This window comes from Planctomicrobium stercoris (assembly GCF_051465655.1).
GTDB lineage: Bacteria > Planctomycetota > Planctomycetia > Planctomycetales > Planctomycetaceae > Planctomicrobium.
In genome coordinates, this window is record NZ_CP195791.1 from 4459653 (window position 1) to 4486163 (window position 26511).

The 26511-nt window shown below is 58.4% G+C and carries 19 protein-coding genes; 10 read left to right on the forward strand and 9 right to left on the reverse strand.

What is annotated here, in order from left to right:
• The first annotated feature begins 426 nt into the window (after positions 1–426).
• The 4 genes from SH661x_RS17905 to SH661x_RS17920 all read left to right on the forward strand — a co-directional run bounded on the left by SH661x_RS17905 (position 427) and on the right by SH661x_RS17920 (position 3020).
• On the forward strand, positions 427–1368 hold the full coding sequence (locus tag SH661x_RS17905) for a hypothetical protein (RefSeq protein ID WP_437224325.1): 942 nt from the start codon (positions 427–429) through the stop codon (positions 1366–1368).
• A gap of 170 nt (positions 1369–1538) precedes the next feature.
• On the forward strand, positions 1539–1685 hold the full coding sequence (locus SH661x_RS17910) for a hypothetical protein (RefSeq protein ID WP_437224327.1): 147 nt from the start codon (positions 1539–1541) through the stop codon (positions 1683–1685).
• A 100-nt stretch (positions 1686–1785) separates the two neighbouring features.
• Positions 1786–2031 (forward strand): hypothetical protein, encoded by a 246-nt coding sequence (locus SH661x_RS17915; RefSeq protein ID WP_437224330.1) that lies wholly within the window; start codon positions 1786–1788, stop codon positions 2029–2031.
• 110 nt (positions 2032–2141) lie between these two features.
• Complete coding sequence (locus tag SH661x_RS17920) at positions 2142–3020, forward strand: triphosphoribosyl-dephospho-CoA synthase (RefSeq protein WP_437224331.1); 879 nt, start codon at positions 2142–2144, stop codon at positions 3018–3020.
• A gap of 101 nt (positions 3021–3121) precedes the next feature.
• On the opposite strand, the gene SH661x_RS17925 is transcribed toward SH661x_RS17920, so the two are convergent.
• Both SH661x_RS17925 and SH661x_RS17930 read right to left on the reverse strand, forming a co-directional pair.
• Entirely contained in the window at positions 3122–3484 is a 363-nt protein-coding gene (locus tag SH661x_RS17925) for an STAS/SEC14 domain-containing protein (protein WP_437224333.1), read from the reverse strand.
• Positions 3485–3566: 82 nt separating this feature from the next.
• Positions 3567–4154 carry a TetR/AcrR family transcriptional regulator gene (locus tag SH661x_RS17930; RefSeq protein ID WP_437224335.1) on the reverse strand — a complete coding sequence of 196 codons (588 nt, stop codon included), beginning with the start codon at positions 4152–4154 and terminating at the stop codon, positions 3567–3569.
• A 145-nt stretch (positions 4155–4299) separates the two neighbouring features.
• Here SH661x_RS17930 and SH661x_RS17935 point away from each other — a divergent pair, with 145 nt between their 5' ends.
• Complete coding sequence (locus SH661x_RS17935) at positions 4300–5052, forward strand: SDR family NAD(P)-dependent oxidoreductase (RefSeq protein ID WP_437224337.1); 753 nt, start codon at positions 4300–4302, stop codon at positions 5050–5052.
• Positions 5053–5147: 95 nt separating this feature from the next.
• Here the strand turns inward: SH661x_RS17935 and SH661x_RS17940 are convergent, their stop codons facing one another.
• Genes SH661x_RS17940 through SH661x_RS17950 form a run of 3 tightly spaced genes read right to left on the reverse strand, consistent with a single transcriptional unit; the run spans position 5148 to position 9408 of the window.
• Complete coding sequence (locus SH661x_RS17940; protein ID WP_437224339.1) at positions 5148–5447, reverse strand: hypothetical protein; 300 nt, start codon at positions 5445–5447, stop codon at positions 5148–5150.
• Between the two features lies 1 nt (position 5448).
• Positions 5449–5877 (reverse strand): hypothetical protein, encoded by a 429-nt coding sequence (locus tag SH661x_RS17945; RefSeq protein ID WP_437224342.1) that lies wholly within the window; start codon positions 5875–5877, stop codon positions 5449–5451.
• Between the two features lie 42 nt (positions 5878–5919).
• The gene (locus tag SH661x_RS17950; RefSeq protein ID WP_437224344.1) at positions 5920–9408 is read right to left on the reverse strand and encodes a hypothetical protein; all 3489 of its coding nucleotides are present in this window, start codon (positions 9406–9408) and stop codon (positions 5920–5922) included.
• A gap of 277 nt (positions 9409–9685) precedes the next feature.
• Between SH661x_RS17950 and SH661x_RS17955 the strand changes: the two genes are divergently transcribed.
• The 3 genes from SH661x_RS17955 (at position 9686) to SH661x_RS17965 (ending at position 12756) form a co-directional block, all read left to right on the forward strand.
• On the forward strand, positions 9686–10879 hold the full coding sequence (locus tag SH661x_RS17955) for an iron-containing alcohol dehydrogenase (protein ID WP_437224347.1): 1194 nt from the start codon (positions 9686–9688) through the stop codon (positions 10877–10879).
• Positions 10876–11796, forward strand: coding sequence for a 1-phosphofructokinase family hexose kinase (locus SH661x_RS17960; protein ID WP_437224349.1), 921 nt, complete (start codon positions 10876–10878; stop codon positions 11794–11796). Before SH661x_RS17955 ends, SH661x_RS17960 begins: the two co-directional genes overlap by 4 nt.
• An 81-nt stretch (positions 11797–11877) precedes the next feature.
• The gene (locus SH661x_RS17965) at positions 11878–12756 is read left to right on the forward strand and encodes a carbon-nitrogen hydrolase (protein WP_437224351.1); all 879 of its coding nucleotides are present in this window, start codon (positions 11878–11880) and stop codon (positions 12754–12756) included.
• 72 nt (positions 12757–12828) lie between these two features.
• Here the strand turns inward: SH661x_RS17965 and SH661x_RS17970 are convergent, their stop codons facing one another.
• On the reverse strand, positions 12829–13146 hold the full coding sequence (locus SH661x_RS17970; RefSeq protein ID WP_437224354.1) for a Rieske (2Fe-2S) protein: 318 nt from the start codon (positions 13144–13146) through the stop codon (positions 12829–12831).
• Positions 13147–13385: 239 nt separating this feature from the next.
• Between SH661x_RS17970 and SH661x_RS17975 the strand changes: the two genes are divergently transcribed.
• Positions 13386–14303, forward strand: a complete 918-nt coding sequence (locus SH661x_RS17975) for a hypothetical protein (protein WP_437224356.1) — start codon at positions 13386–13388, stop codon at positions 14301–14303.
• 155 nt (positions 14304–14458) lie between these two features.
• Positions 14459–14746 carry a YbeD family protein gene (locus SH661x_RS17980; RefSeq protein WP_437224357.1) on the forward strand — a complete coding sequence of 96 codons (288 nt, stop codon included), beginning with the start codon at positions 14459–14461 and terminating at the stop codon, positions 14744–14746.
• Positions 14747–14983: 237 nt separating this feature from the next.
• Here the strand turns inward: SH661x_RS17980 and SH661x_RS17985 are convergent, their stop codons facing one another.
• From SH661x_RS17985 to SH661x_RS17995, 3 genes are all read right to left on the reverse strand, one after another.
• Positions 14984–16486 (reverse strand): ammonium transporter, encoded by a 1503-nt coding sequence (locus SH661x_RS17985; protein ID WP_437224359.1) that lies wholly within the window; start codon positions 16484–16486, stop codon positions 14984–14986.
• 368 nt (positions 16487–16854) lie between these two features.
• Entirely contained in the window at positions 16855–22896 is a 6042-nt protein-coding gene (locus SH661x_RS17990) for a hypothetical protein (protein ID WP_437224361.1), read from the reverse strand.
• A 5-nt stretch (positions 22897–22901) separates the two neighbouring features.
• The gene (locus SH661x_RS17995) at positions 22902–26240 is read right to left on the reverse strand and encodes a hypothetical protein (protein ID WP_437224363.1); all 3339 of its coding nucleotides are present in this window, start codon (positions 26238–26240) and stop codon (positions 22902–22904) included.
• Positions 26241–26511: the final 271 nt, after the last annotated feature.

A 26511-nucleotide genomic window follows, 5' to 3' on the forward strand; every position in this document is an offset into this window, starting at 1 on the left:
GGAAATCTGGGAGGAGATCGGCAGGGATAGCACGAATTCAAAGAGACTCGCAAGAGGAAAACGCCGATGTGCTGCACCCTGCAGCAATTGAATGAACTGCTGCGGCAACTTTCGCCATCCGCCCGGAAATCATCGCTTCGAACGAGTGCTGCCGACCCCGGAACGCCCTGGCCGGCAATTCCTCTTGACCCTTCCTTCCGCGGTGACGTATTGTCCGCATCCCTTCATCAAGCCTCGATCATTCCCCCAAAACTTCCTGAAGAACCGAATCCATCAGCTCTCAGTCGTGACCACCGGGCCTGCCCGTCAGGATCCTGTGAGTGATGAAACTTTCGCGACCTGCTCCTCGACATGACGTCCGGACAGTACTGTGGCTTCGGCTTCCATGATTTCGAATTCAACTCACCGAACAGCAGGATCACAGGGATGTGGTGTGAACAGTGCCAGTCCGATGTCGCCACCGAAATCTCTTCGGATGGACAACAGCTGCTCTGCACAACCTGCAGTCAGCCGGTCCGCAAAGTGGTCGCTCCCAGTCTGCATCCGGAAACCAAATCCGCCCGGGAATTTCTCGAACGCTGGGCCCGGGAACAGCAGGGCCTGAAGCCTGTTGCTGAGAAACCGGCCGAGCCCGTTGAGAAGAAGATCGTCCCTGCTCCGATCGCTCCACCGGAACGCAGTGCCAAACCGGTCGCATTCGAATCCGGCAATGATCTTGAAGAGGATCTGCCGAAGGCCCCCATCAGCAAGAAGAACTTCCGCCTCGACCCTCAACATGATGCCCCGGCAGGACCGCTTCCGAGCCATCGCGAACGTCCGCGCCGACCGCATCATCTGGAGAAGGTTGCAGCCACCAGTGAACCTCCTGCAGAGGTTCCCCCCGCGGCTCCCCCTGCCCCGCCGAAAGAGATGCCCGAAGAGCGTGGCCCACGCTATCGGCTCGATGAAGCACAGTCCAGTGTGCAGGCTCCGCACTTCGACGTTCGGACAGTCGCTCCCCAGCGCACTGTCTATCCGGGCCGCAGCGAAGCAATGTGGGGACAGCTCATGGCCTATGGTGGCGTGGGACTGCTGACGGTCGGAACGGTCTTCGTCCTGTGGGGATATTTCGGCGAAGTCGAACAATACGCTTCCACCGGCTGGTTAATGTCCACTGCCGGACAGATGCTGCTGCTTCTGGGGATTGTGACCCTGGTCGGCGGCGGGATGCAGCAGACAACTCATGAAGTGACACAGCGGATTGAAAACCTGGGCGGCCGGATCATTCGCATCGAAGAATCGACGGACCGCATCCTCAAAGCCCCGCACTTCAACCGCACGCGCCGCAAGACACGCAGGAAGTCAGCTGATGATCAGGAAGCAGCCTGAGGTTCCGTTCAACGCTTGATCTGTCCCCTGCTCCCTGACCCCTTCTCTCGACAACACAATTCCACAGAAGAGAATTTGCGAAAGATGCAGTGGCTCCCGATCCGTGCGTCATGTTATTCTGGTTCACCCAATTCAGGATTTTTTGAAAATTGAGATTGAGTGAGCAGGTCATGACAGGGTACACAGTTCATACAGGATCCAACGACAAGTTTCGCGACGGATGGGACAAGGTTTTCAAGGCAAAGAAGAAGCCCGCGGCCGCTGAAAAGAAAACCGGCAAGGATGCCGGAAAAAAAGGACAGTCCAAATCACGCTGAGCCGGCGCACCCGCCTCGGCCCTGCAGCGATCCAGACCCGGGATAGGTCCTGTTTCGCCGCAGCAGTTTACTCATATCATCGACACGGAGGTCGTATCAAATGTCTTTCAACCACCAACAGCACCCGGAACACACAACCTTGCCGATCGAAAGCCAGGACGACGATTACGAAATCATCACCAGTGAAGAAGTGGACGGCGTGCTCGATGCCCTCGAGCAACTGATTGCTGCCACCACCAGCGAGAACATTCGCACTTACCTGGAAGAAGCTGCCGACAACATTTTCTCTCTCGTGTACTCCGAGGACGATCAGTCCGAGGCCGCCGAGCATGATGAAGCAGCCTGATTGAAACCAGACGCGATTTACGATCACGGCCGGATGTCTCTACAGACATCCGGCCGTTTTTTTGTCATCAGACTTGAATCGCAACTCCCCTTCCGGGCACACTGCTCTGCATGATGCGTGGCCCCCGATGTCTGCCGATTTCTGTTTCCTCGCTGGCCGACCAGATCCGGGCTGCCTGCCTGCTGGAATGCACCGCACGAAAGCCAGGGAACGTTCATCCGAACGCAGCCTTCGCGGATATCTGCTATGCCGACTTTGTGACGTCGGCGGAAGTGAGTGCTCCGATCCTCGCGGAATCCCGTGAACGCGGCATCGGATCGGCCATCCGCGAGGCTGTCATCGCCACCCGCGCTGCTGTCGGGTCGAATACGAACCTGGGGATGCTGTTGCTCCTGGGGCCTCTGGCAGCGATCCCGGTTGGAGTCCGCTGTGAGCAGGGGATTGAAGCGGCTCTCGACTCACTCGACCTGCAGCAGACCGCCGAGATCTACGAAGCCATTCGACTCGCTCAGCCAGGCGGGCTTGGAAAGGCCGCCTCGCAGGATGTCTCGACCGCGCCCACGGTATTGATCCGGGAATCGATGGCACTGGCACCGCATGATCGAATCGCGTGGCAGTACACGCATCGCTTCGAAGATGCCCTCGGATTCGGACGAGAGCGACTATTGGAACTGACTCTCACCGGAACCGACTGGGAGCAGGCTGTCGTTCGCCTGCACATCGAACTCATCGCGCGGCAATCCGATTCGCTCATCCTGCGGAAATGCGGAGCGGAGATCGCCAAAGAAGCCCAGAAACGAGCCCTCACCGTCCTGCAGCAATGGGAACCCGGCCAGTCGGCACCGGAAGCGCTGATGGACTTTGACCGCTGGCTGCGGGCAGACGGACACCGTCGCAATCCCGGAACGACTGCTGACCTGCTTGCGGGGATTCTCTTTGCAGCCATCCGCGACGGAGACTTTCAACCCCCGGAGTATGTGGGTGCCTGAGCCTCACCGACATTCACTTTGAGTTCCGCAGGCGAACGTCACGATTCTGCGACAAGCAGAAACTTGAGTCGCCTGCAGTCAGCAAAGCCGGCTGGGCTCGATCAGTTTCCTTTTGCCCATTCCTGAGCTTCCGCGAGCTTGGAGTGATCAAAGTATTTGATGCTGGCCGAAGTGAACGGCTTGCAGAACGAGGCCATTCCCTGTTCCCACTTCGATTCACCCACGATCGCCAGCCGTTCGATATCCTTGAAGTGTTTGGAATCGAACTTCATGTCCTGCCACAGGGCCCCGGCAGTCCAGCCGTGGAAGTCGTGCATCACGACCAGCAGGCGGAGTTTCCCCTGCTCCTGGATATGCTTCTCCACGATGGGGACAAAGTGCAGATAATCTTCTTTCGTGAGTTTGCCCGTGAGGTGCACTTCCACAAGTTTGGATTCCGGAACTTCTTTCACTTCCACTGCCATCGCACTGCTCCCGTCAAGAGTCTCGGATTCAACACGGTTAGTTTGGCTTGTGCGAACCGAATCGTCAAAGCAGTGCGATGAATCATCCCGGCAACGTCTGCAGCACGAAGTTTGCCACCCGCTTCAGCTCCGCAGCGGTTGCCCCTCCGGCGGCCTGAACCGCCATCCCGTGCTGAACGGTGATGACGTAACGAGCGAGGTCAGCCGCGCTGGTTTTCGGGTCCAGGTCCCCGTCTGCGATGGCCCGGGTGAATCGCTGCTTGAGAAGGTTCTCGAGTTGACTGCGTCGCTGGGCCATTTCATTTCGCAGCGCATCGGCCTCCTCTCCGCAGGCGAGGGCCCCCTGCACAAGAAGACATCCCTTGGGATTCTGCGAACTCGTGATCAGCTGAATACTCCCGAGGAGCAGCTTCCTGACGACGTCACGAGCCGTCGGTTCTTCAAGAGCTTCGTTCAGATGGCTCGCTGTACACTGCGTATAGCGTTCGATGACTTTGCGGAACAGGTCTTCTTTGTTTCCGAACGCGGCATACAGGCTGGGGCGGTTGATTCCCATGGCCGCCGTCAGATCAGGCAGAGTGGTCCCTTCGTAGCCCTTCTCCCAGAAGACATGCAGGGCTGCATCGAGAGCCTGATCGGTGTCGAACGCGCGTGGCCGCCCGGGGGGCATCCGTTTTCTCCGTAAAAATAAAGGTGAAGTGAATTCTTTACCAAATGATACATTTTACAGATTGACATTCCTAGACGAATTTCTATTCTATACCAATCAGTACACAACACCGCGCTCGCCCAACTGACCATTCAGGAGTTTTCACATGTCGCAGAGTCTCGCAGGAAAAGTGGCCCTCGTCACAGGAGCTTCCAAGGGGATCGGGGCGGAAATCGCCCGCAGGCTGGCAGCTGCAGGAGCTTCGGTCATTGTGAATTACTCCAGCAGCCAGGCAGGAGCCGATCGCGTTGTCTCGGAGATTGCCGCAGCCGGCGGGCAGGCCGTTGCCATGGGGGCGAACCTCAGCCAGGAAGGGGAAATTCGAAAGCTGTTCGCCCAGATTCAGGAAAAGTTTGGAAGGCTGGACATCCTCGTCAACAACGCCGGAATCTATGAATTTGCTCCCCTGGAGAGCATCACGGCAGAACACTATCACCGGCAGTTCGACCTCAACGTGCTCGGGCTGATTCTGACGACGCAGGAAGCGGTCAAACTCTTCAGCAATGACGGCGGGTCGATCATCAACATCAGTTCTGTTGTCGCAACGGCGGCCCCTCCCAACTCGTCCGTTTACAGTGCGACGAAAGCGGCCGTCGACGCCATTACCCGCTCGCTCGCGAAAGAGCTGGGCCCGCGCAAGATCCGAGTGAACGCCATCAACCCCGGCATGGTTGAAACCGAAGGAACTCACGCTGGCGGATTCATTGAAGGAGATTTCCGCAATCAGATCGAGGCTCAGACCCCGCTGGGACGAATCGGCCGGCCCAAAGACATCGGCGGAGCAGCTGTCTTTCTCTCCTCGGAAGATGCCAGCTGGATCACCGGAGAAACGCTGCACATTGCCGGTGGATTCAGATAATCAGCTCACACCAACAAACACTCAGGCCGGGGCGAACTCGAGAATCGCCTCGGCCTTTTTTCATGACGTGCAGCGAACTTTTCCAGCGGCGATCTTCAGAATCCGGTCCGCTTTTGCCAGTAAAGTCGGTCGTGCGTTGCCACGCCATCACGGCGGGCACAGCTGAGACAATAGACTTCATCCCCTTTCTGCAGGTAAATCTCCCCATGCAGAATCAGGTGGTAATAATCCTGTCCGGGATTCTTCGAAAAGCAGTACACCTTCTCCCAGCTGGTGAGAATCCGGGCCTGCCAGTTTTCTGCTTCCGGGACATAGAGACGGCAGTCCAGTGCCGGTTCCGCATCTCCACCAGGAGTGCCATTGGGATCTGGCTCGGGATGATCCGTTGAATCCATGTCACATCTCCCCGGAGCCGTCTTGATTCATCTTGCGGGCCCGCTGGGCGACGCGATGAAGTTCGAGTTGACTTCGATGGAGCCGGTTCAGCTCGCGGGCCATGTGAGCGCGGGTCGCTGCCATGTCGCCGACTGCCAGCAGCCCGGTCCACAGAGCCAGTCCGATCACGATCATCCAGTAAACGGCAAAGGTCCCCGGTGCGTTCTTCCAGGGAATCAGCGAGTCCCCGACAGGAATCATGATCCCGATCAGGATGATCATTCCCGCCACCTGATTGCGACGACGCACCCGCAGGCTGAGAAACTTGCGTTCTTCGCCAGTGAGCGCGTTGTCCGCATCGCGACGGCCGCGCCGCTGCGACCGCAACATGGCCGCTCCGACAAGAAGCAGCAGAACCCCAAAGACGAGCGCGGGTATTGGATTGTTCATGCTGTCCTTCTCATCAATCGGCGAAAATCATTTCCCATCCCGTCATTCTCCCAGAGGATCGGCTCCCAGGGAACCGGAAAGTTGCTTGAGATAGTCAGGATTCGAAACATGCTCGAGCATACCGCGAGCATAGTCGGCGCGGCTGTGAAGCTCCTCCTTGAGACTGGCGGCAAGCGTTTCCTGCGACTCCAGCGCCGTCTCGACCGACGCCAGATGTCGCTTCCACAAGGCCACGTCCCGCAACTGCTTCACCTTCAGCCGCTCCTGATACCATTCGCTGTTCATCAACGCTTCGCGGGTGAACATGGCCCGAATTGACGGATCGCGTTCATCTTTGCCTTCAAAATGACCGTGGGCCATGATGTGCAGAAGGATCTGCAGCGGAGGGCATGCCTGCTTGATGGAGCCGTCATCGAAGTATCGCTGGGCGACGCGCTGATAGGCTTCCATGATGTACTGGATGCCATCTGCGTAGGATTCCGGATCCTGCGTTTCGGGCTTCAGAATCGCTTCGTCAAAGACCGTGGCAGGGTTGTCGAAGACGCGTCCGAAATACCGGCGGACGAATCTGCGGGTAATCCGGTACCCCAGACGGCGGGCGGGAATCACCTTGCCGTCAGCCAGCGGGATGTCCGGAACCGGCTCGAGGAGTCCGTTCGCAATCATGAACTCCGGGCTCCGTTCTTCCGCACTCAGCCGGCACCAGATTTCCGGCACCAGCAGCGAGATGTCGTGATCGAACCGCGAATTCGGTCCGATGTGGCCGGCTGCGGTCGAAAATCCCGGCAGTCCGGACAGGATCATACTGACCAGTGCCGTGTTCAGGTCGGCAGTTGTCAGAAGTGCGTTGAAGGGTCCTTTGGTCAGTGCCCCTTCACTCCCGGCTGCTGTCGTTGACGGACTCTTGCCCGTCAGCGAGCAGATGTAGTCCATGAAGAGTTCAGGCAGTTCCTGGTAATGAATGGGATTGTAGACCGCGAGGCTGCGAATCCCTTTCGCCTGCTCAGGGGGGTTGTTGCGACGCCCTGAGAGGATCGCGGTGACCGGCATCGGAACAGGCTTGCCTGCGGGAATCCGTCGGAAGAGCCGCGTTCCCATTTCGGCAGCATACTTGTGAATGGGATTCACCATGTCCGGCCGGTCCTGCAGGTACCGGGGGTTCTTGCTCGGAGCACCGCCCACCCGCCGGGGGTTATCCGAGCAGACGATGTATCCGCGATCCGCCTTCTTGACCGAGCGGAGCAGCTTCTTCATCGGTGCGGTGAAGGCGTCAAAGTCGACAACCTTTTCCAGCATCTCGTCGACCTGCTTCTTCTCGAGCGGTTCAAAGTTGGAAACGAAGTTGACCCCTTCCCGCGCCAGATCGGCTTCCGCCTGCTTGTCGAACCCGCGATGAATGGCGTCGTCCGGTCGCTGAAACAGCCGGAATTCACAGTTCTCCGAAAACTTGACCGCCGTGGCATCGTCCGCTTCCACATCTGCCGAGAGTCCGGACAGCGCCGCCTTCGGAACCAGTGTCGAAGCAGTGATGTCGTCTTCCGTCTGCACCTTGAAGGCAGCGGAGAAGTCCTGACGAACCTTGAACAGCCGCCACTGCTGCTGCTTTCCGTAACCGACCCGCAGGTAGGTTCCCACGAGCTTGCGGTTATCGAGTTTCAGCTCATGCCCCGGGCTCCCGTTGACGAGATCGACGGTGAAGTGCGACTCCCAGTCATCGCCCCATTCAGGCTGCTGGAATCGCTTGATGGCGAAGACCAGTGCATAGACGTTGCTGGGAATCGACCCGAGCCAGTTGTTGTACTCTTCGGTGTAATCATCTGAAGGAGTCAGAAGCTTGATCACGCTTCCCAGCGACCGACGTGGACTGAGAATTGAACGGCTGGGATGTTTTGCGTAGTCCTGATTGCGGGCAGCCTCCTCGGTCCAGCGGTTGCTGTAATCCCGGTTGAAGATCTCATGCACCAGCTGCATGTCCTCTTCATAGTCGGAGACGAAAATGGAACCGTATTCCATGTAGTCCGTCAGCGATTTACTGATTTCGCTTTTGCCACCGCCGGAAACGGTGCAGGGCTTATGACAGACAATTCCCTCGCCTGCGGTTCCGATCAATCGCCAGGAGGGGGCCTTCGGATGTTTCTCCATCCGCAGCCGGTACCCCGACGGACCAATATAGATCTGCCCGGGCAGCAACGGAATCTCTTCCGTTTTGTCACCCACCTGCCAGGTGATATTCTGAGACCGCAGGTCGGCCCGGGCGTTCTCCGGGATGTACAGCAGATCGGGAAAGTTCTTGTCGATCCCGTACCCTGCCTCCTGAAAGTCGATCCACTCCGCATACTCGCGGCGCACGTCCTCGAAGGTCGCTCCGTTGTAGCGGCGGCTGTCGAACTGAAAGCTTTCGCCCAGACTCCAGCTGGGAGCGACGAACGCTCCGCCGGCATGCTCTTCCTCAGCTCCCCCCATCAGATTGGTGGCGTAGCTGATCTGGGTTTTCACTTCCTTCTTGCAGTACCCGTAGTAGTTGTCTGCAATCAGGGTGACGATCACCCCTTCTGCGGTGCGGCAGGTGACTTTGAAGGCGTCCCCGTTGTTATAGGTTTCGTCTTCACTCTCCCAGCACATCTTGTCCCGCTTCTGACGTTCCGTCGCCTGGCTGATATGCGGGAGTCCAAGCTGCTTCTTGGTCATCTGGAGAACATGCGGAGCGAGAATCACACAGCCGGTGTGACCGGTCCAGTGTTCAACGTCCAGCGCGGAATCGTTCTCCGGAATGAACGGATCTCCTGCGTTACCGAAAATGGATTCGACGAAATCCAGGTTGCTCACGAGAGAACCGGGAGCGAAGAACCGGACTTCCATACTCTTTGCGGGACTCCAGCCGGGAACTTCCGGGGAGACCAGCGGGCGGAGCAGCAGCGAAACCCATGTCTTACCGGGCTCCGGCAGTTCCGAGGTGAACGGCAGTGCCAGCAGGCTTTCGGGCGGGTTGAACGCGTGTCGCAGCATCGCGACGAACGTGGCGCGCGGGACAGCACGTTTGTCACCGGGGATCGGCAGTCCCCCTTCCACGACATGAAACGTCCCTTCCGTCGTACGACGGTCGGCTCTCGGGTTGTGCAGAACTCCGTTCCGGATGCGGTAAGAGTTGACGTATTCCGAGACGTACAGATCACCATCCGCTGGCAGAGACAACTCGCGGGCGATGCCGTGCCGATCGAGAATCAGAGAGGGGCCGGGGAGTCGAATCGGCCGGTCGAGGTTCAGATCAAAGAAATGCGAGTTGAGAAACCGTTCGATACGGGTGTCGACCGGGCAGTGCTGTTTGGCTTCCAGCAGCCGCGTCTTCTCCTGAAAGTTCGCGAGTAGCCCCGACGCCAGTTCAACAAGTTCCTTTCCCCCTGCGGAGGGGGCGATGGGGAGCCCGTTGGCGGCCAGTTTGAGATTCACATATCGGAGAAGTTCGGCACGTTGACGTTCGCGTGCATCGGTCGAATCAGATCGGTGAAAACCAAGGGAAAGCTGTGGGTCCATTGTGTGAAGCTCGTTGTTGCCGAATTTGGAGCGCGGCAGAAGATTTCGTTGTCGCCAGATGATAACCGCACAGTGGTCTCGATTCGAGTCGGCCCCGGATTCCCGGCGTAATGCGGAAACGGGACAGACAATTTTGCTTCTGTCGAAGTGCCATCTCCTTTCTCACAGCACCAATTTTGGCCGAGGAATCCCGGGTTTCTATACGGACGACACTCAGATGAGTATGTTTCCAATCAGAATGCGACTGGATTTGTCAGACTCGAAACGATGACCCCCGATGAATTCTTCAATTCATTTCGACCTCCTTCTCCCCGGCCGGATTGTCTTCGGCTGGAACGAACGTCGTCGCATTGGAGCGCTGGCCAAAGGACTCGGGAGCAGGGCTTTCCTGATTGACGGCTCGCGCACGCTGCGCAGGACCCCGATGTGGGGCGAAATGATGGATTCGCTGCAGGCTGCCGGGGTGCAGGTGGAATCGATCGCGACGTCGAATCAGGAACCGACGATTGAAGATGTCGACGAAGCAACCGCCATCGTGCGACAGCTGCATCCGCGCCACGGCGACTTCGTCATCGGGATCGGCGGGGGAGCAGCACTCGACCTGGCCAAGGCTGTGGCGGCGATGGCAACAAACGGGGCCGGTCACAGTATCCGGGATTTCCTCGAAGAGATCGGAACGGGCAAGACCCTCGAACACGATCCGCTCCCGGTCATGGCTGTTCCGACCACCTCCGGAACGGGTAGTGAAGCGACGAAAAACGCGGTCGTCGCATGCACGAATCCCCCCTGCAAGAAAAGTCTGCGATCTGAAAAACTGGTCCCCGCAGCGGTCTTGCTCGACCCCGAGCTGACTGTCCCGCTCCCGCCGGAACAGACTGCGTATTCCGGGATGGATGCCATCACCCAGCTGCTTGAAAGTTATTTCTGCAGGCGGGCACAGCCGGCGACCGATGCCTGGTGCGACATGGGACTGAAGATGGGGCTGGGGAGTCTGCTGAAGGCGTATCATTCCCCGACCGACCGCCATGCCCGTGAGGAGATGGCTGCCGCCGCGATGCTCTCGGGAATGGCCCTGGCGAATTCGGGACTGGGAATGGCTCACGGCGTGGCGGCTGCATTGGGGGCAATCTGTAATGTCCCTCATGGACTGGCCTGCGCGGTGATGCTGCCGATCACCTTGAAAACGAACCGGCAGACCATCACGGACAAAGCCGAGGAACTCAAGATCGTCTGGAGACAGCTCAAGCAGACGGAAAAGATGAATCCTCACATTCCCGCGATCGACATTCTGATCGCCAATGTCGAATCGCTTTGTCGAAAGCTGCAGATTCCCTCCCGGCTGCGGGATCTGGGGGTCGAACGCCAGCAGATTCCTGCGATCGTTTCCGGCTCCCGGGGAAGCAGCATGAGCGCCAATCCCCGCGACCTGACCGATGAAGAACTGACTGCAATTCTGGAGGAAAACTGGTGATTCTCGCAGCTGGTCTTTCCCCTGCCTGGCAACAGATCCTGCGGTTTGATGCACTTCATGTTGGAGAAGTGAATCGAGCGACGGAGGCTCTCTGGTGCGCATCCGGGAAAGTGGTCAATGTCGCTGTCGGAGCAGCCTCGCTGGGGCATGAAACCACGTTGATCTCTGCCATCGGCGGGATCTCCGGGGACGTCATTCAGCGTGAAGTTGAGTATCTTGAGGTGCGGGCCGACTGGATCTTCACTTCAGCCGCCACCCGGGTCTGCACAACCATTCTCGACGCGACCGGAAAGACAACCGAACTCGTCGAGAACATGGCCGACCTCGAGCTTCACGCGATCGCTGATTTCATCGATCGCACAACTGTCTATGCCAATGTGTCGGAAGTGACGGTGCTCACGGGTTCGCTTCCGGCCAATGCCCCCGTGGATGTTTTCGCACGAATTATGCGAAATACCCAGCGGAGATTTCTTCTCGACCTGCGGGGAGAACCGCTGAAGCATTGTTTGAATTTAAACCCTTTTCTCATCAAACCGAATCGGGAAGAATTGCAGGCCACGGTCGGACGGTCGCTGGCAGCGGATGAAGATCTGCTCAAAGCGATGCGGGATTACAATGACTGGGGCGTCCGCTGGGTGGTGGTCAGCGACGGAGCAAAAGGGGTCTGGGTGACATCGGATGACATCGCGGTGAAATTCATTCCTCCGTCCATTGAGGTCGTCAATCCGATCGGATGCGGAGATGCACTCGCCTCGGGAATCGCCTGCAAACTGGAATACAATGATGATGTCCTGGCAGCAGTCCGGTTCGGCATGGGGGCTGCTGCTCATAATGCCGAACAACTCCTGCCCGCGAGACTCGACCCCAGACGCTGCGACGAACTGGCAGGTCTCGTCAAGATGCAGGAACTCCACTGACCGGACTCCGAAACTCAAATTTGAAATCTGACCACTGAACACAGTCCATTGAAATCTCCCTACGCACGGAGCAATATCGAGATGTCGAAGAAAGTGAATGTCGCCCTGGTTCAACGATCCGTCAGCCTGGATCCGGAAGAGAATCTGCGAGAAACCGCTGCGGATATCGAACGGGCTGCACAGCAGGGCGCGAACATCATCTGCACACAGGAACTGTTCCGCTCGCAGTATTTCTGCCAGAGTGAAGACTACGACAATTTCGAACTGGCCGAATCAATTCCCGGTCCCAGCACGGAGTTGCTCGCGCCGATCGCCAAGAAACATGGCGTGGTGATCATCGCGTCACTCTTCGAACGGCGGACACAGGGGCTGTATCACAATACTGCCGTCGTGCTCGATGCAGACGGCTCGCAGCTGGGCATCTATCGCAAGATGCACATCCCGGACGACCCGCTCTACTACGAGAAGTTTTATTTCACCCCGGGCGATCTGGGGTTCAAGGCGTTTCAGACGAAGTTCGGCAAGATCGGTGTGCTGATCTGCTGGGACCAGTGGTATCCGGAAGGGGCCCGCCTCACGGCACTGGCGGGAGCGGAGATTCTCTTCTACCCGACCGCGATCGGCTGGCACCCCGCCGAGAAAGCGGAGCTCGGGACCGCACAGCATTCTTCCTGGGAAACCATGCAGCGCAGCCATGCGATTGCCAACGGTGTTTACGTGGCAGCCCCCAACCGGTGCGGTCACGAAGGGGACAAGGCCAACGGCATCGAGTTCTGGGGACAGAGCTTTATCTGTGACCCGACCGGAACGATTCTCAAAAAAGCCAGCTCCGACAAACCGGAGATCATCATGGCGGAATGCGACCTTGGGAAGATCGACTTCCAGCGAACGCACTGGCCGTTCCTGCGGGATCGCCGGATCGATGCCTATGGCGAAATTGTGAAGCGCTATCGCGACTGACAATCTCGACAGCTACGTCCGCCGCACTCTCCGAGTGCGGCGACAATCGCTTTCGACACCACTTCACCAGCTTCAGTCTTCACTACGGACGTAGACACCGTCGGCACGCACCTGCACTTCGAACACACGAATCTTTTCGGTGGCGGGCATGGCTGTCGGTTTGCCGGTCCGAATGTCGAAGCGGGCACCGTGGCGGGGGCACGTGATTTCTTTTTCGTCAAACGGCCCGTTCGTCAACGGCTGCCCGTCATGCGAGCAGACATCTTCAACGCAGTAATACACGTCATCCACACGCAAAAGCAGTGCGGGAATTTCATCGTCGATGATGATCGACTTCCTTCCCAGCGAGGGAATTTCATCCAGACCGGCAACACGTTCAAAGTCAGACATTCGGCGCTTTCAGCAGAGATTCAAAATGCTGAGGGACAGTATTGAGACGGGAGATGAAAGACGCAACTGTGCGTTGTCGCCCAGCGTCGCCTGCCGGCTGCGGACGTTCCGGGTTTTTCCGGATCGAACAGCTTTGTGCGAAGCGATTCAGAGTTCGGATTTTGTGGCAGGAAATCGGGAGAACTTTGATTTTGACTGAAGGAGATGCCGATCAGATGTTTTGAGAGCTGGAGGGATTCATGTTGAAGCAGGTTGTTTGCTGGGCCGTATGGATTGTGTGTTTTTGCTATCCATTGTGTCTGAGAGCAAGCGATTCCGACATTGGAGTCATTCCGGAACCTCAGATTGATTTTGATAACGGACCGGTCCACACGCTGTTCCCCTTTCTGACACTCACCCCCAGCGGAAGAGCCCTGCCTGAGCCGTCTGGAGCTGAGGACCGACGCTCTCACAACATCACGCCGCTGATTCCCGAACCGATGATCTTCGACCTCGTTCGTCCCCTGGGAGAACATCGCGGTGCAGCTGAAGTGAACATTCTGAGCCTGTTCCCGCTTGGTGGACGACGCACGCTGGAGTATGTCGATCCGCTGGGAATCGTTCACGTCAGCGAAGATCGCGGACACATTGAATGGGCTCCGGAATACGAAGTGGCGATTCGTGATGGACTCGCGATTGAATTCGAATTTCCCTTTGAATCGGGAACGCTGGAGGCTTTGAAAACGGCCGTTCAATGGACGATCGGGACCGCGCTGGAAGAACACTACATCCACGGGGTGCAGGTGATCGTCGAACCGACGGTCGACTTTCAGAACTGGAATCTGGTGGCGCTGTATCTGGGGGGATATCGCTTCAATGAGACATGGTCGACCTTGATGATGATCGGGGGACGGGCGGTGACCGGGCCGAATGTCAGGCACGATGAGAGAGAATTTCTGTTCAACTACTCCGTCTTTGCCAACGTCTCCGACCACATCACAACTGGACTCGAAGGAAATTTCGCCCAGTCGAATGACGGGCACACCGCACTTCTGCTCACCCCCCAGGTCCACGTCGAGATCACCGACCATTTTCTGATTCAGACCGGCGTTCCCGTGGGGTTCGAGTCGAGCGGAGTCTCTCCATTCTGGTCGGTACGTGGGATTTACAGCTTCTGATCGCCATTGCCGCACTCGGAGAGTGCGGCATACGAATAGCGGTTTTTCCTTACGACACCTGCTCTCAAGATCCTCGACTGCGTACAATGACTCTCATCGAGTGGACGCTGGTCCTTGTGTCCAACGATTCCGAGTCAATTTTGCAGGAGTGAATCATGTCTGACGGTCTTCCGGATCTGGAGCTGCTCCAGTCGACCCATCAGTTTCCAGGCCCGTACACCTTCAAGGCGATCGGAACTCCTGATGATCAGTTCGTCGGGCGGGTGCTGGCAGCGGTGAAGGCCGCGCTGGAAGAAGACATCGAGCCGTCATTCTCCTGCCGGACGACTCCCTCGGGGCGTCACGTCTGCGTGACGATCGAACCCGATGTCGAGAGTGCTCCGCACGTGCACGAGATTTATCGCAACCTGCAGGGAGTCGACGGTTTGTTCATGCTGATGTAGCCCCCGTGCACACATGCTCGAAGGTGGCCTGCCGATTCTCCTGATGCTCAATAAAAAACGTCCCGGCGAATTCATTTCGCCGGGACGTTTTGGTTTTGAGAGTCAATTCCATCCTGGAATCAGGTCTTCTCTCCTTACGCCCCTGTCTCAGGGGAGTGTGGCGGCGATTCAGGGAGATTTGTCGTTCGAAAGCTGTGTTTATCGCCGCCGGAACGCCACCCTTTCATAAGAATCGCTCTAGGCCGGGGGGGAATCGACACCGTAGGCGTGCATGCCGTGTTCGCCGATGTCCAGACCTTCGATTTCTTCTTCTGGAGTGACGCGGAGCATGCCCATCGCCTTGAGAGCATAGAAGAGAATTCCCATGGTCACGATCGCCCAGCTGACGATGACGACCGTGGCTTTCAGCTGCACCAGGAAGAAGCCCATACGGGAGTCTCCGAAGGCGAAGCCTTCCGGGATGTCGCCGAAGATTCCAGTGGACAGTCCACCCCAGATCCCGCAGGCTCCGTGGACAGGAAACGCACCGACCGGATCGTCGATCTTCAGCTTCTCAAGAGCCACGATGGCAAAGACCACGATCACCCCGGCGATGGCACCGATGATGAAAGACTCCGGCTGGCTGACACGATCACAGTTGGCGGTGATACCGACCAGTCCAGCGAGCATTCCGTTCATCCCCATGGTGAGGTCCGGCTTGCCGAACATAACCCAGGCGAGAATCATCGAGGCAATGGCACCTGCGGCAGCTGCAATCGTCGTGGTCATGGCGATATAGGCGGTCGCTTCAGCACTGACATAGCCGGTGTACTTCAGCATGGAACCCGGGTTGAAGCCGTACCAGCCGACCAGCAGGATGAAGACCCCCAGGCAGGCCATCGGAATGTTGTGTCCGGGAATCGGGTGAGACTTGCCCTCTTTGGAGAACCGGCCGATACGGGGCCCCAGGGCGATGGCACCCATCAGACCTGCGAATCCACCCACGGAATGCACGACGATGGAACCTGCGAAGTCCTGGAAGCCGTCAGCTGCGAGGAATCCACCGCCCCATTTCCAGAAACCGCTGACCGGGTAGACGAGAGCACAGATGATGGCACTGTAAGCGAGATAAGCCGAAAACTTCAGACGTCCTGCAACGGCACCCGACACGATGGTGGCAGCGGTGGCTGCAAAGGCGACCTGGAACATGAAGTCTGCCGAAGCGGCGAATCCGTAGTCGAGGTTTTCCTGAGTCACCGGGTTATCACGTGCGACGAACAGGTGTCCAGATTCAGCCGGGAATCGTGGAAGTACTTTGCCCTCATAGGCTTCACCCGGGTACATCATGTTGAACCCGAACAGCCAGAAGAACGTCACACCGATACAGAAGTCGATGAGGTTCTTGAACATGATGTTGACCGCGTTTTTCGCCGAGTTCAGGCCGGTTTCCACCAGTGCAAAACCTGCCTGCATGAAGATCACCAGTGCGGCACAGATCAGCATGAACAGCGTATTGATCGTGTAAGCCAGTGCGTTTCCGTCAGCGGGGATGTCGGCCGGGGCCGGGGCAGCTGCTTCACTGCCAGCATTGGTCTCGACGACTTCAGTGACCGACTCTTCAACGACTGCTGCCGGTTCTGCGGTGGTCGCCGCAGCAGGAGGAGCACTTTCCTCTTGAGCCCACGCTGAAGGGGACATCGCCCCGACCAGGAGCGTGACGCCGAACAATGTCGCCAGTGTGAGCGCAATCCTACGCTTCATGTTTTGTCCTCAATCTTGAGATGTTCAAAAGAAGATCCGGCGGCGTGCTTTGTGGAGCATGTCCGGCGCAAGGACAGGTTGTTCCTGGCTCCCACACCGCCAGTGCCATCAGCAGAAACAATGAGATATTGCAGACCCCCACACTTCCGCGCTGAGATGGGCGATGGATCTGAAGGCAATCACTGTGCCGAAGTGCGCAGCAGAATCGCCAATGTTTCTGAACTTTGCAGAAATTCAGGCAAAAACGGCCGCCGAAGACAATTTGCCGATGTGGGTCCGGCAAGAGAAATGCTTATACGAAGCGCACTGATTGCTCGAAACGTGCGCATTCCCTCAGCAGCGAAGCCCCCCATGCGGGCACGAACACATCAAGAAACTGATGGATGTTTCCACAGCTTCAACCGCAACGACCACAGCCACTGGCATGCGCTCCAGATCCAGGCCAGCAGGATCAGCAGCAGACCTGCGGCACTCGGAGACAGCCACAGCCACCAGACGAACCCCAGGACCATGAAGCTCCACGCGGGCCGCTGGGCAATGACGTCCCGAACACTCTTCAAGACAGAGGAAAAGCGAACGACAAGTCCGATCATCAGGATGACGAACAGGGCTCCTGCCATCATTCCCCACGAGTAGGGCTGCGGGGTCGAGTGATGTACTTTCCCGGACCAGTCTCCGGCAGGGACGGAGAGCCATTCCACACGCAACCCCGCCTGACCATGTTCCAGCAGATTCGTAAACGTATTCGAGACCGGTTCATTCGCTGCGGAGTCGACTGTCCCGGAGAACTCCAGTTCGCTCTTCATCGAGTTCCAGATGCCGGAAAGCCGGGAGAACTCTTCCTGCTGAGGGGTCCGGCTTCCGATCGAGGGGACCGAGACCGCCAGTGCCGCCTCTTTCTGACACAGACGGATGTTGCTGAGCAGGAGGCTGTCGACCGGGACCGGGGTCGAGGAGTCTCGCAGGCATTCGAGCAGCCCTGCCCAGCGTGCCAGCCAGACCTGAGCCGGCTCCAGAACCTGGGCCGATCCCGCATCCAGTTTCCAGTTCTCTGGCGAGGTGAAGGCAACAAGACGCTGTGGTGGGGTCTCCGCGTTGTAGTCCAGCAATCGCACCACCCCATCGGCATTCTGACGGGTCCAGCGGATGACAACCCCTGTGATATGGGGCTGTTCGGGAAGCTGCAGGACGGTTCCATCAGCAACGGCCGCAACGGCGATGAAATCATCGTGAGACGTCATCGCCGACTCGATCCGGGTTTCTGCCCCGTGAAGAATTCGGATCTGCGATTTTCCTGTGGAGCGCAGCCACAGGCGTGTCAGCCCCTGCAACTTCCCTTCATCCATCGGCCAGAGCACTGTTTCTTCGAGTCGAACGATCGGACGGGTCGTCTGGTCGGCCGAAGTCCGTTCAACGAAGGTCAGGTCTTTGCGGGTCTGCTGATAACAGGTCAGCGACAGGTCCTGAACTCCGCGACCCCATTCCCGGGGAGCCCAGGCAGGGAAGGCCGCAGCATCAATCCGCAGGCTTGCTGTCGGAGAAGGAAGAATGGCCGATGTTGACTCGACCAGGAGAAACTGCGAGGCCTTCTGGGCGGACAAGACCTCGATCATGGGGAACGGAGTTCTCCCTGGCCCACCTTCCTGCCCGGACAGCAGTCGGTCTCTGGATTCCGGGCCCAGTCTGGCAGCGACAGTGATCGTGGCGGAGCTGGAGTACCGTTCCGGGATCTTCACATTGACGATCGTCCCGCTGGCGTCAGTCTGGCTTGTATACTGGAAGAGTGAAGGACGGATCCGGATGCCGGTCAGTTCAGGGGGAATCCGGAAGACCGCCTTTTTCAGCGTCGATTCCACAGCGGTCAGATGAAACGTGGTCACCACTTCCCAGTCGGAATCTTCGTTGGCCTGCACCAGCATCACGGAGTCCGCGCGAGTCGCATCCGCAGGCATGACGACACGCAGTCGCGCGGGTCTGGGACCGGTCTCACGGCTGAAGTTCCCGACCGTGCGACTTGTCCCGGGAGTCGAAGTGGACTCTGTGCTGCGAACCGGTGAATCCATCGCGACCCCGGCGGCCGATTCGAGCTCGATATTCCAGCCGGTCCTGTCGGTGATGGTCAAATCGGAATCGGTGACCGATGCTCCCAGGGCGTCAATCGTCGGCAACGGCGTCCAAGCATCCACAGCCAGCGGCAGGCGACCTGTCAGCTGAAAGGTCTGTTGTCCGAGCTGTCCGCCGGGGACGAAGATCGAAAGGATGTTGGCGGAGCGGCTGTAGCGGACCCCTCTCTCGATTCCGCCGGTACTCTCCTGAACAGTCACCGATTCAATTCGCACGGAGGGATCAATCCGGAACTGATGTCGGAATGTCGGGATCTGTGAAACGCTCATCTGAACTTTTGCGGACCATTCAATCCCTTCGCGATTCAGAACGAGTTGCTCCGAAACGCTGGCCGTCCGCACCGGATTCAGGCGTGTCCAGTTCAACTGGACCTGCTGCGGACTGTTGAGCATCACCGCGAGGGCGGGGCGTCCGCGACCGGAATCCCCTTCCGCGGGCCATTCTTCCGGGGAGAGCGGCACCACTCCCGGAGTCTTGACCAGGGTCAGCGTCGAAGTCGGCGGACCGGTCAGTCCCAGTGAATGGGGAATGTCCCCCTTCTGCCACAACGGGAATGCCGGGATCATCAGCTCCATGGGATTGAGCGGTTTTCCAGGCAGTTCAAAATTGATCGTGACCGGTGCAGCGGGAGATCCCGTTCGAAGTCGCAATGTCAGGGACGTTGCATCCGGGGCGGGGGCCGCACTGACGGTGTCGATCACGCTCGCTCCGCTGATCGAGGAAATCACACATCCCGCCGGGAAAGTCAGCGGCAGTTGAGACGGCCAGCCGGTCGGACCAGGCAGAATGCGGGTCTGGCCTTTAAACCGCAGCGGAGTGACATCGAGCATCGTAATGGCCGACGCCCCTTTGACGTCCATGACGTCCGCCACCTCCTGATCGGACTGGATTCTCCCAATTCCGCCGAGTTCCAGAAGACCCCCTTCATCACCACGGTCCACCGATTCGCCCCAGCGTCTCATGGGAAGCGACGCGAAGTTCTTTGGCAGTGCCAGGGTCGAATCCAGCACCGGCGGCACACTGGCCCGAAATGCACTGACTCCCAGATCCCCCGCGGACGTGGTCCCCGGAGCGCTCATGGGGTTTGCGGTCACCACGGCAGGACGAATTGCAAAGTCCAGCTGAATTTCCGACCGCGACCAGTCCAACAACTTCGAGTCTTCGGCCGGTATCTGTTCTCCTTCTTCCGGTTTCGCCTCTTCGGGAGGAGCAGGGGGCATCGGACGCACGCTGACCACCATCGCGTCGCCAGTCACTGAGGGAATCAACGTCTGCTTCTGCCCGTTCACCAGACATTCGGTCGCTGAGGAAAAAACGACGTCCTGAAGCGGAAGTCGAACGAAGATTTCGCTTGAGTCCGGTGGAGACAGGACCTTGAACGTCGCGCGAACCTGCGGCGTCGGACTCAGCCGAAGCAGCTCATAGTGGGCCGACTCGATCAGGTACAGCGGACGCAGGCCTGCAAGTCTTGCGGACCCGACCACCCCGGGAGTACCGCTGCTGGGGACAGCAACGGGGGTCGACTCCGCTGGCGGCGCGGTGCCGGGAACTTTCTCCTGCCCCCAGAGCAGTCCCGTAGAAACAAGCAGGCAAGTGGCGGTCACCACTTCGCTGGTCAGTCGACGACTGCGTCTGGAAGCGGAGAGGAAATCGTGATTCTGCATCCAGTGGCGTGGAATCAGAATCGAGAGCAGACTCCCCGAAAACATCCCACCGAGGATGAGCGTCCAGGCGGGCGGTGCCAGTGCTGCAGCGACGAACAGAATGACCAGCCAGATGAGAGCCACCTGTCGGAGCCAGAGAATCTGAAACAGCCGGGCCGCAGCCCCGATCATCAGGCAGCCCAGCAGGGCCACCCAGGCATAACGTCGCGTCAGCTCGGAATTCCAGGTGATGTAACAGGCAGAGTTCTCCACGGTCGGGGCGATAAACTGCAGCGAACGCCGGACCGGCTCGGCCGCGCGACGCTTTCGACGGGTCTCGATCAGATCGTTCCAGTCCGACTCCGAAAGTGGATTGAACATCCGGTCGGACGGCCGACGTGTCAGCGGTCCGAAGTACTGCCGCTCTGCAGTTCCGAGCGACTCATCGCCGCTCATCACTCCGGGAAGATCGATCCGGGAGAGCTGCTGGTCGCCGGGCAGGTCCAGTGTCCATTGGAAGCCGGCAACCGGCAACACCGTTTTCGGAATGGGAACGGTGTTGGTCTGATAGAGCCAGCCGGTTCCGGCAGGGGTCATATACGTCAGCCTGATCTCGCGGATCGATGAGATTTCGGCGGGAAGCGGGATCTCATCCCCCTTGCGAAATACGGTCACGAACTGACCGTCGATTTCGACGGAAGAGACTTTACATTCCGCCGGCAAGGACAACTGCATCGCCTGGGCCTGCACGGGACGATCGAATCGCAGATCCGCCTGATGGACGCAGCCATGTTGATTCGTCGGGCCGGCCATGGTCAGCAGCTGAACTTCCAGAGCAGCATCCGTTGCCGGGGGATCGTCCGGAGGGGACATCTCTGGCTTCGGCGAAGCAGGTTCCGGAGTGCGGGTCGTTTCCGACAGTCCCGGGCCCGTCAGTGATTCCGTTGATGCGGACTTGGGAACGAGATTGACCAGAGTTCGACCTCCTCGCGATTCTCCTGACGATCGCAGGGTGGTACTGAGGTCGTCCCGTGAATCGGAGATACGTTCGGTCACTTCCCGCATCCGCAGCAGTTGCGGTGCAATGGGAGTGTTCTCGCTCAGTCGCCAGCCTTCTCCCTCGATCACCTGCAGTTCCATCCCGGTCGGAAGCAGCATCTGGTACTGGACCGAAACGTTTCCGGGAAGGCGAAACTGCGGGATCTGCAGGCGCGTGGGTGTTTGAGGTTTCCAGGACGACGTCCTCGCAAACAGCCGCAGCTGTCGATGCGAGGTTGAGGTCATCGGGTTCTGCCAGGTGATGTGCAACTGACGTTGATCCAGCGTCCATGAAGCCAGTCGGGACTCGACATCTCCCGCGGCCACGGAAACGAGTTTCCAGTCATCGGGAAGCAGGATCGAGGTGTTGAAGAGCGAACCATTCTCGACATGCATCGAGAGAACGGCTGCCGCCCACCCCGACTGACGACGGGCATCTGCCAGACAGTTGATCTCTGCCACAATATCGGGCTGGGGCAGATCGATGAGCACATTGAGCCGGGAGTCCGGTTCCCGCGCTTCGAATCTCCAGACTTCACCGGCCGATTCTTCACTGGTCAGACTGGTCTGCAGAAACCCCTGTGCATCGACATTCTGCAGCTGCAACGGGGGTTCGACCCGCACCACGACGTTGCGACGTGTCTCGAGCGCGCCGACGACAGAGATGCGAGGCAGAAGATGCGGTTCGCCCCAGTGCACCGGCTGGAATGTGCGCAGTCGCAACGTGAACCGGGGTTCCAGATTCAAACGGTCCATCGCAATGTTGACCAGCTGCGGCGAACCTTCCACGCGGTTGAAGGACAACGCAGCACCCACCTGAATTGATCCGCTGAAGATCACGACCGACTGAATCTCCAGGCGTTCGGGAATGACCAGTTGCAGCGGCGCCCCTTCCGGGAGAGTCCCTTCCATGGTCAGATCCGATCTGACGAAGACTCCGTCGCGTCGCGCGCGGTATTCGGTCTCCATCTCATACCGGGGAGACGTCACCTTTTCGAAATGCGACGGCGATCCGATTTTCAAAACTGTGAAGGTCAGGTTCCCCAGCTCCAGCGTCCATTCGCGGAGCCCGTCTTTCGGCTCAGCGGCACTTTGCAGCACACCCGCTGAGGCTTCCATCGTCAGGTCCGCGGGGAGCTGCAGCACCAAGCGGGTATTCAGCGCAGCGGGGAACGCGAGATCGAAGACGGTCTTCTGATGAATCAATCGGCCATGCGCGCTCCAGTGCCCCTGGAGTTGATCCGAATCCCGGTCCGTAGCCACGACCATTCGCTGTTCGGGTGTCGTCCCGGACCAGATCGGTTGATGTTCCCAGCGAAGTTGATTGATCGCAATTTTGACATCCGACCAGTCGAGCCAGGCAGTGCCGGTTCCCCGTCGAACCACATCCAGCTTCATTTCTCCGGCGGTCAGATCGAGGTCACGCAGCCGAGCGGTATAGACAGCGTTTTCCACGGAGGCAACGGCTGGACTGCTCTCCTGCGCGCGGGCAAGTCCCCCACCTCCAGGCCCCGCCAGCCACACGCCCACAAGCACCATCAATCTCAGGAGTGCAAGTGGTGTGATGTCGCCGGAACCAGACCGTGAAAAGAGTCTTGCGCGCATGTCGCTCAACCCTCGATCCGGTCGGACTTCCCTGCGGGAACAGGTCGGTAGATGCGTGTCGACATCGATCGCAGCGAAGAATCTTCCTTGGCTTCGGGCGGATGGGTCCGGTCCACGCGCAGGTGTGATCGATCCGGATGCTGTCGCTGTGAAGAGGAATCAATCACAGTGGCTGCCAGCGCCAGGAATACCCCGAAGATCGCCGGCTGCAGGAGCAGGAGCATCGGTTCGACGTAATACAGGCTCGCTGCCGCGAACAGGAACGAAATCACCACCAGAGAGAAGACATTGCGGGTCGCGGGAATGTTCCAGAAAATGAACCCGAGAAACAATGCGAACCCTGCCCCGATCAACAGGATCAGCGAGCGGTTCATCGAACGGAAGCTCACCTGCTGGATCGGACCAAATCCTCGGAAGGCATAGTATTTTCGTTGTTCGAATCGGAACTCTGGCGGGACCTGCGACATCGTGTGCAGGCTCCGTTCTTCCTGATACGCGGGAGTCGACTCGCGATACCAGATCAGGAAGTTCCGGGTCCACTGAAACTGCGGGAGCAGATCCGGGTATGTGAACAGGTGAATGCCCGGCGGAAGCTGCATTTCCCAGATCGTTTCATCGACCCAGACATTCTCCTTGAAGCGGGGCAATGGAAGCGTAATCGAATTGGTCAAACCGAACGGAGCGGGAAGCGGCGTGCGATATCGCACAGTGACCAGAGGCCGTGCATTGGCCTGTTGCGGCAATGCAATCGTCACCTCTTCGAAGTCTTTCGTTCGTCGGCGTTCCGGCTGGACGGGAAGCGGACGACCATCGACCAGGAAAGCGTTCTCTTTGAAATCCGTGCCGACCGGGAAATCGAGAACGAGGCGGCTTTGTGGACGTTCCAACTGAAATTCCGCCCACGACTCCGCACTGCCGTCGGCCGAGAAGATGGTCCGCACCTGAACCTGATCCACGACGAACTGCTGAGAGCTATCCGCAAGTTTACGCCCCATGGTGAGCGGGATCTGCGACACGGGTCCATTCTTCAGAACGTTGATCCACCGGGCGTGGCTGGGAGACGTCTGCAGTGCTTCCCAATCGGTGCTGCCGGAGCGGACCTGTACCGAATCGACGGCATCAATCAGGCACTCGATCCGTTTGAACGGTTGATCTTTCACACTCACGATCGGCAGCTCGACATCGCGAGTCGCCTGATCTTCCGGGACCGGGAAGCTGTAAGCGACTTTGATGTCGAATGTCCCGATCCGTTCCGATCCCAGATCGGCCTGCAGAACATCTGGAGTCTTCCCGGGGAGCAGCGGAAGTCGCTGGCCCTGCGAAGTCACTTCGATCCCCTGAGTTAACCCGGAATCCGGAATATGGGCCTTGAGTGCGGGAGGAATCACCAGCTCCAGCATCCGCATGCGGCCGTATTTCACATCGAACTGAATCGTCTGATCGACCCGCAACTTGCTGGAACTGCTCTCTTTGATCTCGACCTGAGCCTGCGTCCGGACTTCGCGATCATGTGTCTGGATGCGAGCCACAATCAGGTCTGAAGGCTTTTCGATCCGGTACGTTCGAGGTACCGGCTCGCCCGGCTTGGGCTGCATGAGTGCCAGTTCAGGCAGTTCGGCAGCGGTCGGCAGACGCGGAAGCAACATCGAATCGCCGGTGAACAATTCCACTGACAGCTGATCCGCCGACTCCAGCTTGACGATTGTTGGCTCGGTCTCCGAGGCCTGCGGCGTCGGCAATGTCAGATCGACCTGGTTATTCGGAGTGCCTGCCCGAGGTCGGCGAAAGACGACTGTGAAACTCGCATCTCCTTCGCGACGCCCCAACGGGTTTGGCCACCAGAGACGAATGATCCCAGGCTGAGAGGTCGCATCATAGGCCAGCGGTCCGGTCCGATTGGTATCTGCATTCAGCGACACCACCCGCCAGTCTTCCTGCTGCCAGTTCGGCCACGCGAGTTTCAATTCCGAAATCGACCCCCGTTCGAAGCGGACGCGGCAATTCACCGTCAGTTCAATCGAATCGTTCAGGAACCGCAGCTGGTCCACCGGCTCGACAGAGAAATACGGAACCGAGGGCTGGACTTCGAAGACCAGTCGGAACGGCTGCCGGAGGAATTCATACGCTGCCAGCGGAATCCCGGTGCCAAGTGTTCGCACCTGATTGACGCCGATGGAATGCACCAGCTGTGATTCCTGCGGATGGGGCACCATCAGCAGATTGTCGAACTCATCGATCCGGATGACCCCTTCTTCACGCACCGCCCCTTCGACATGCAGTCCTTCAATCTGCAGCAACCCGCCATTGGGACTCAGATCCCGTTCGAATCCCCAGTTCAACGTCAGTCGACCGAGGTTGTCGTTGGCGAACTGGACCCGGACACGGTTCGGACGGTCCGCCAGAATTTCATGTGAGCGATAATGCTGACCGGAAAGTTGAATCAGTCGAAACCCGGGGGGCAATGTGACTTCAATGGAATCGGTGGTTGTCTGCTGCAGTTCGATGTTCTGCTCGACCACCAGTGAGAGATGTTCCTGACTCGGCTTCAGGTGTAGCCATGACTGCACGAGTGAAACCGTTTCGCCGCCTGCTGCGGGAGTCTGCCACGAAAAGAGCAGCAGATTGCCGACCACACTGGCCTCGACCTGTGTGTCGTTGGGACCCCGTTTGATATCTAGAACGGTGAGGTTTTTCCCGGAACGGACAATCGCTGTCGGATCGGGAATCCGGGTATGCAGCCTCGCTTCAAACTGAGATGGCAGAGTCGGCAGGGGCAACTGGAATTGTCCCCCGGCGACAGTGTGTTTCAGCGGAATCCAGGCATGCAGTTTGAGCTGATGCTTGCCGAGCCCTTTGAACAGCCAGACCAGTCCTTCATCCATCGGCCGGGGAGTGACGTCCGCGGCCTCTTCACCGGGGCCGCTGTATTCACGACGAAACACATGCAGCCCGGCCAGTCGCAGCGGCACACGATGCCAGCCTTCGCCCCGGTTGATCATGACCTCGATCGTGGCAACGAGGTTCACACGGTCCGCAACGACATCGGCATCCAGTTGAACCTGCGTTAGATGGAAGTCCGGAATCTCAGCGACAATCGCCGTTTCCGAAGCTGCCGGATTCACCATCGGTGAGGCAGGTGTGGCGGCTGCTTGCGGAACAGATTCTGCTTCGTTCTGAGCAAACGCTGTCCCACTCAGGACGACGAGAAGAAGAATTCCCAGAAGCAGACCCAGATGCCGAGTCGGACACAGCGCACACGACCGAAGTCCCGAAGCCTCGCTCCCGAAACCGGGCGAGCCAACGAGTTGTACGGATTTCAGAATTTGTGACGCGAGGACAGGCATCAACAAGTCATTTCAAGTGCGACCGGATGCAAGAAAACCTGAAGACTCTCAGACCGAGACATTGATTGTGGACAAGTGAAAACATCCATTCACATTTGCAAATATCATGAGTGAACAGGATGTCTTCCAGCGGAGACAATCATATGTCTTCAGATCGCCCCCGGCCATTCGTCTCCGTGATTTCCGACCGAGATTTCTGATCTTCGGAAAGCGCGCTTCCGATCGGAAATTTCCTCATCTTCTGAATGTGTCGATCGCCCTCCGGGGAATC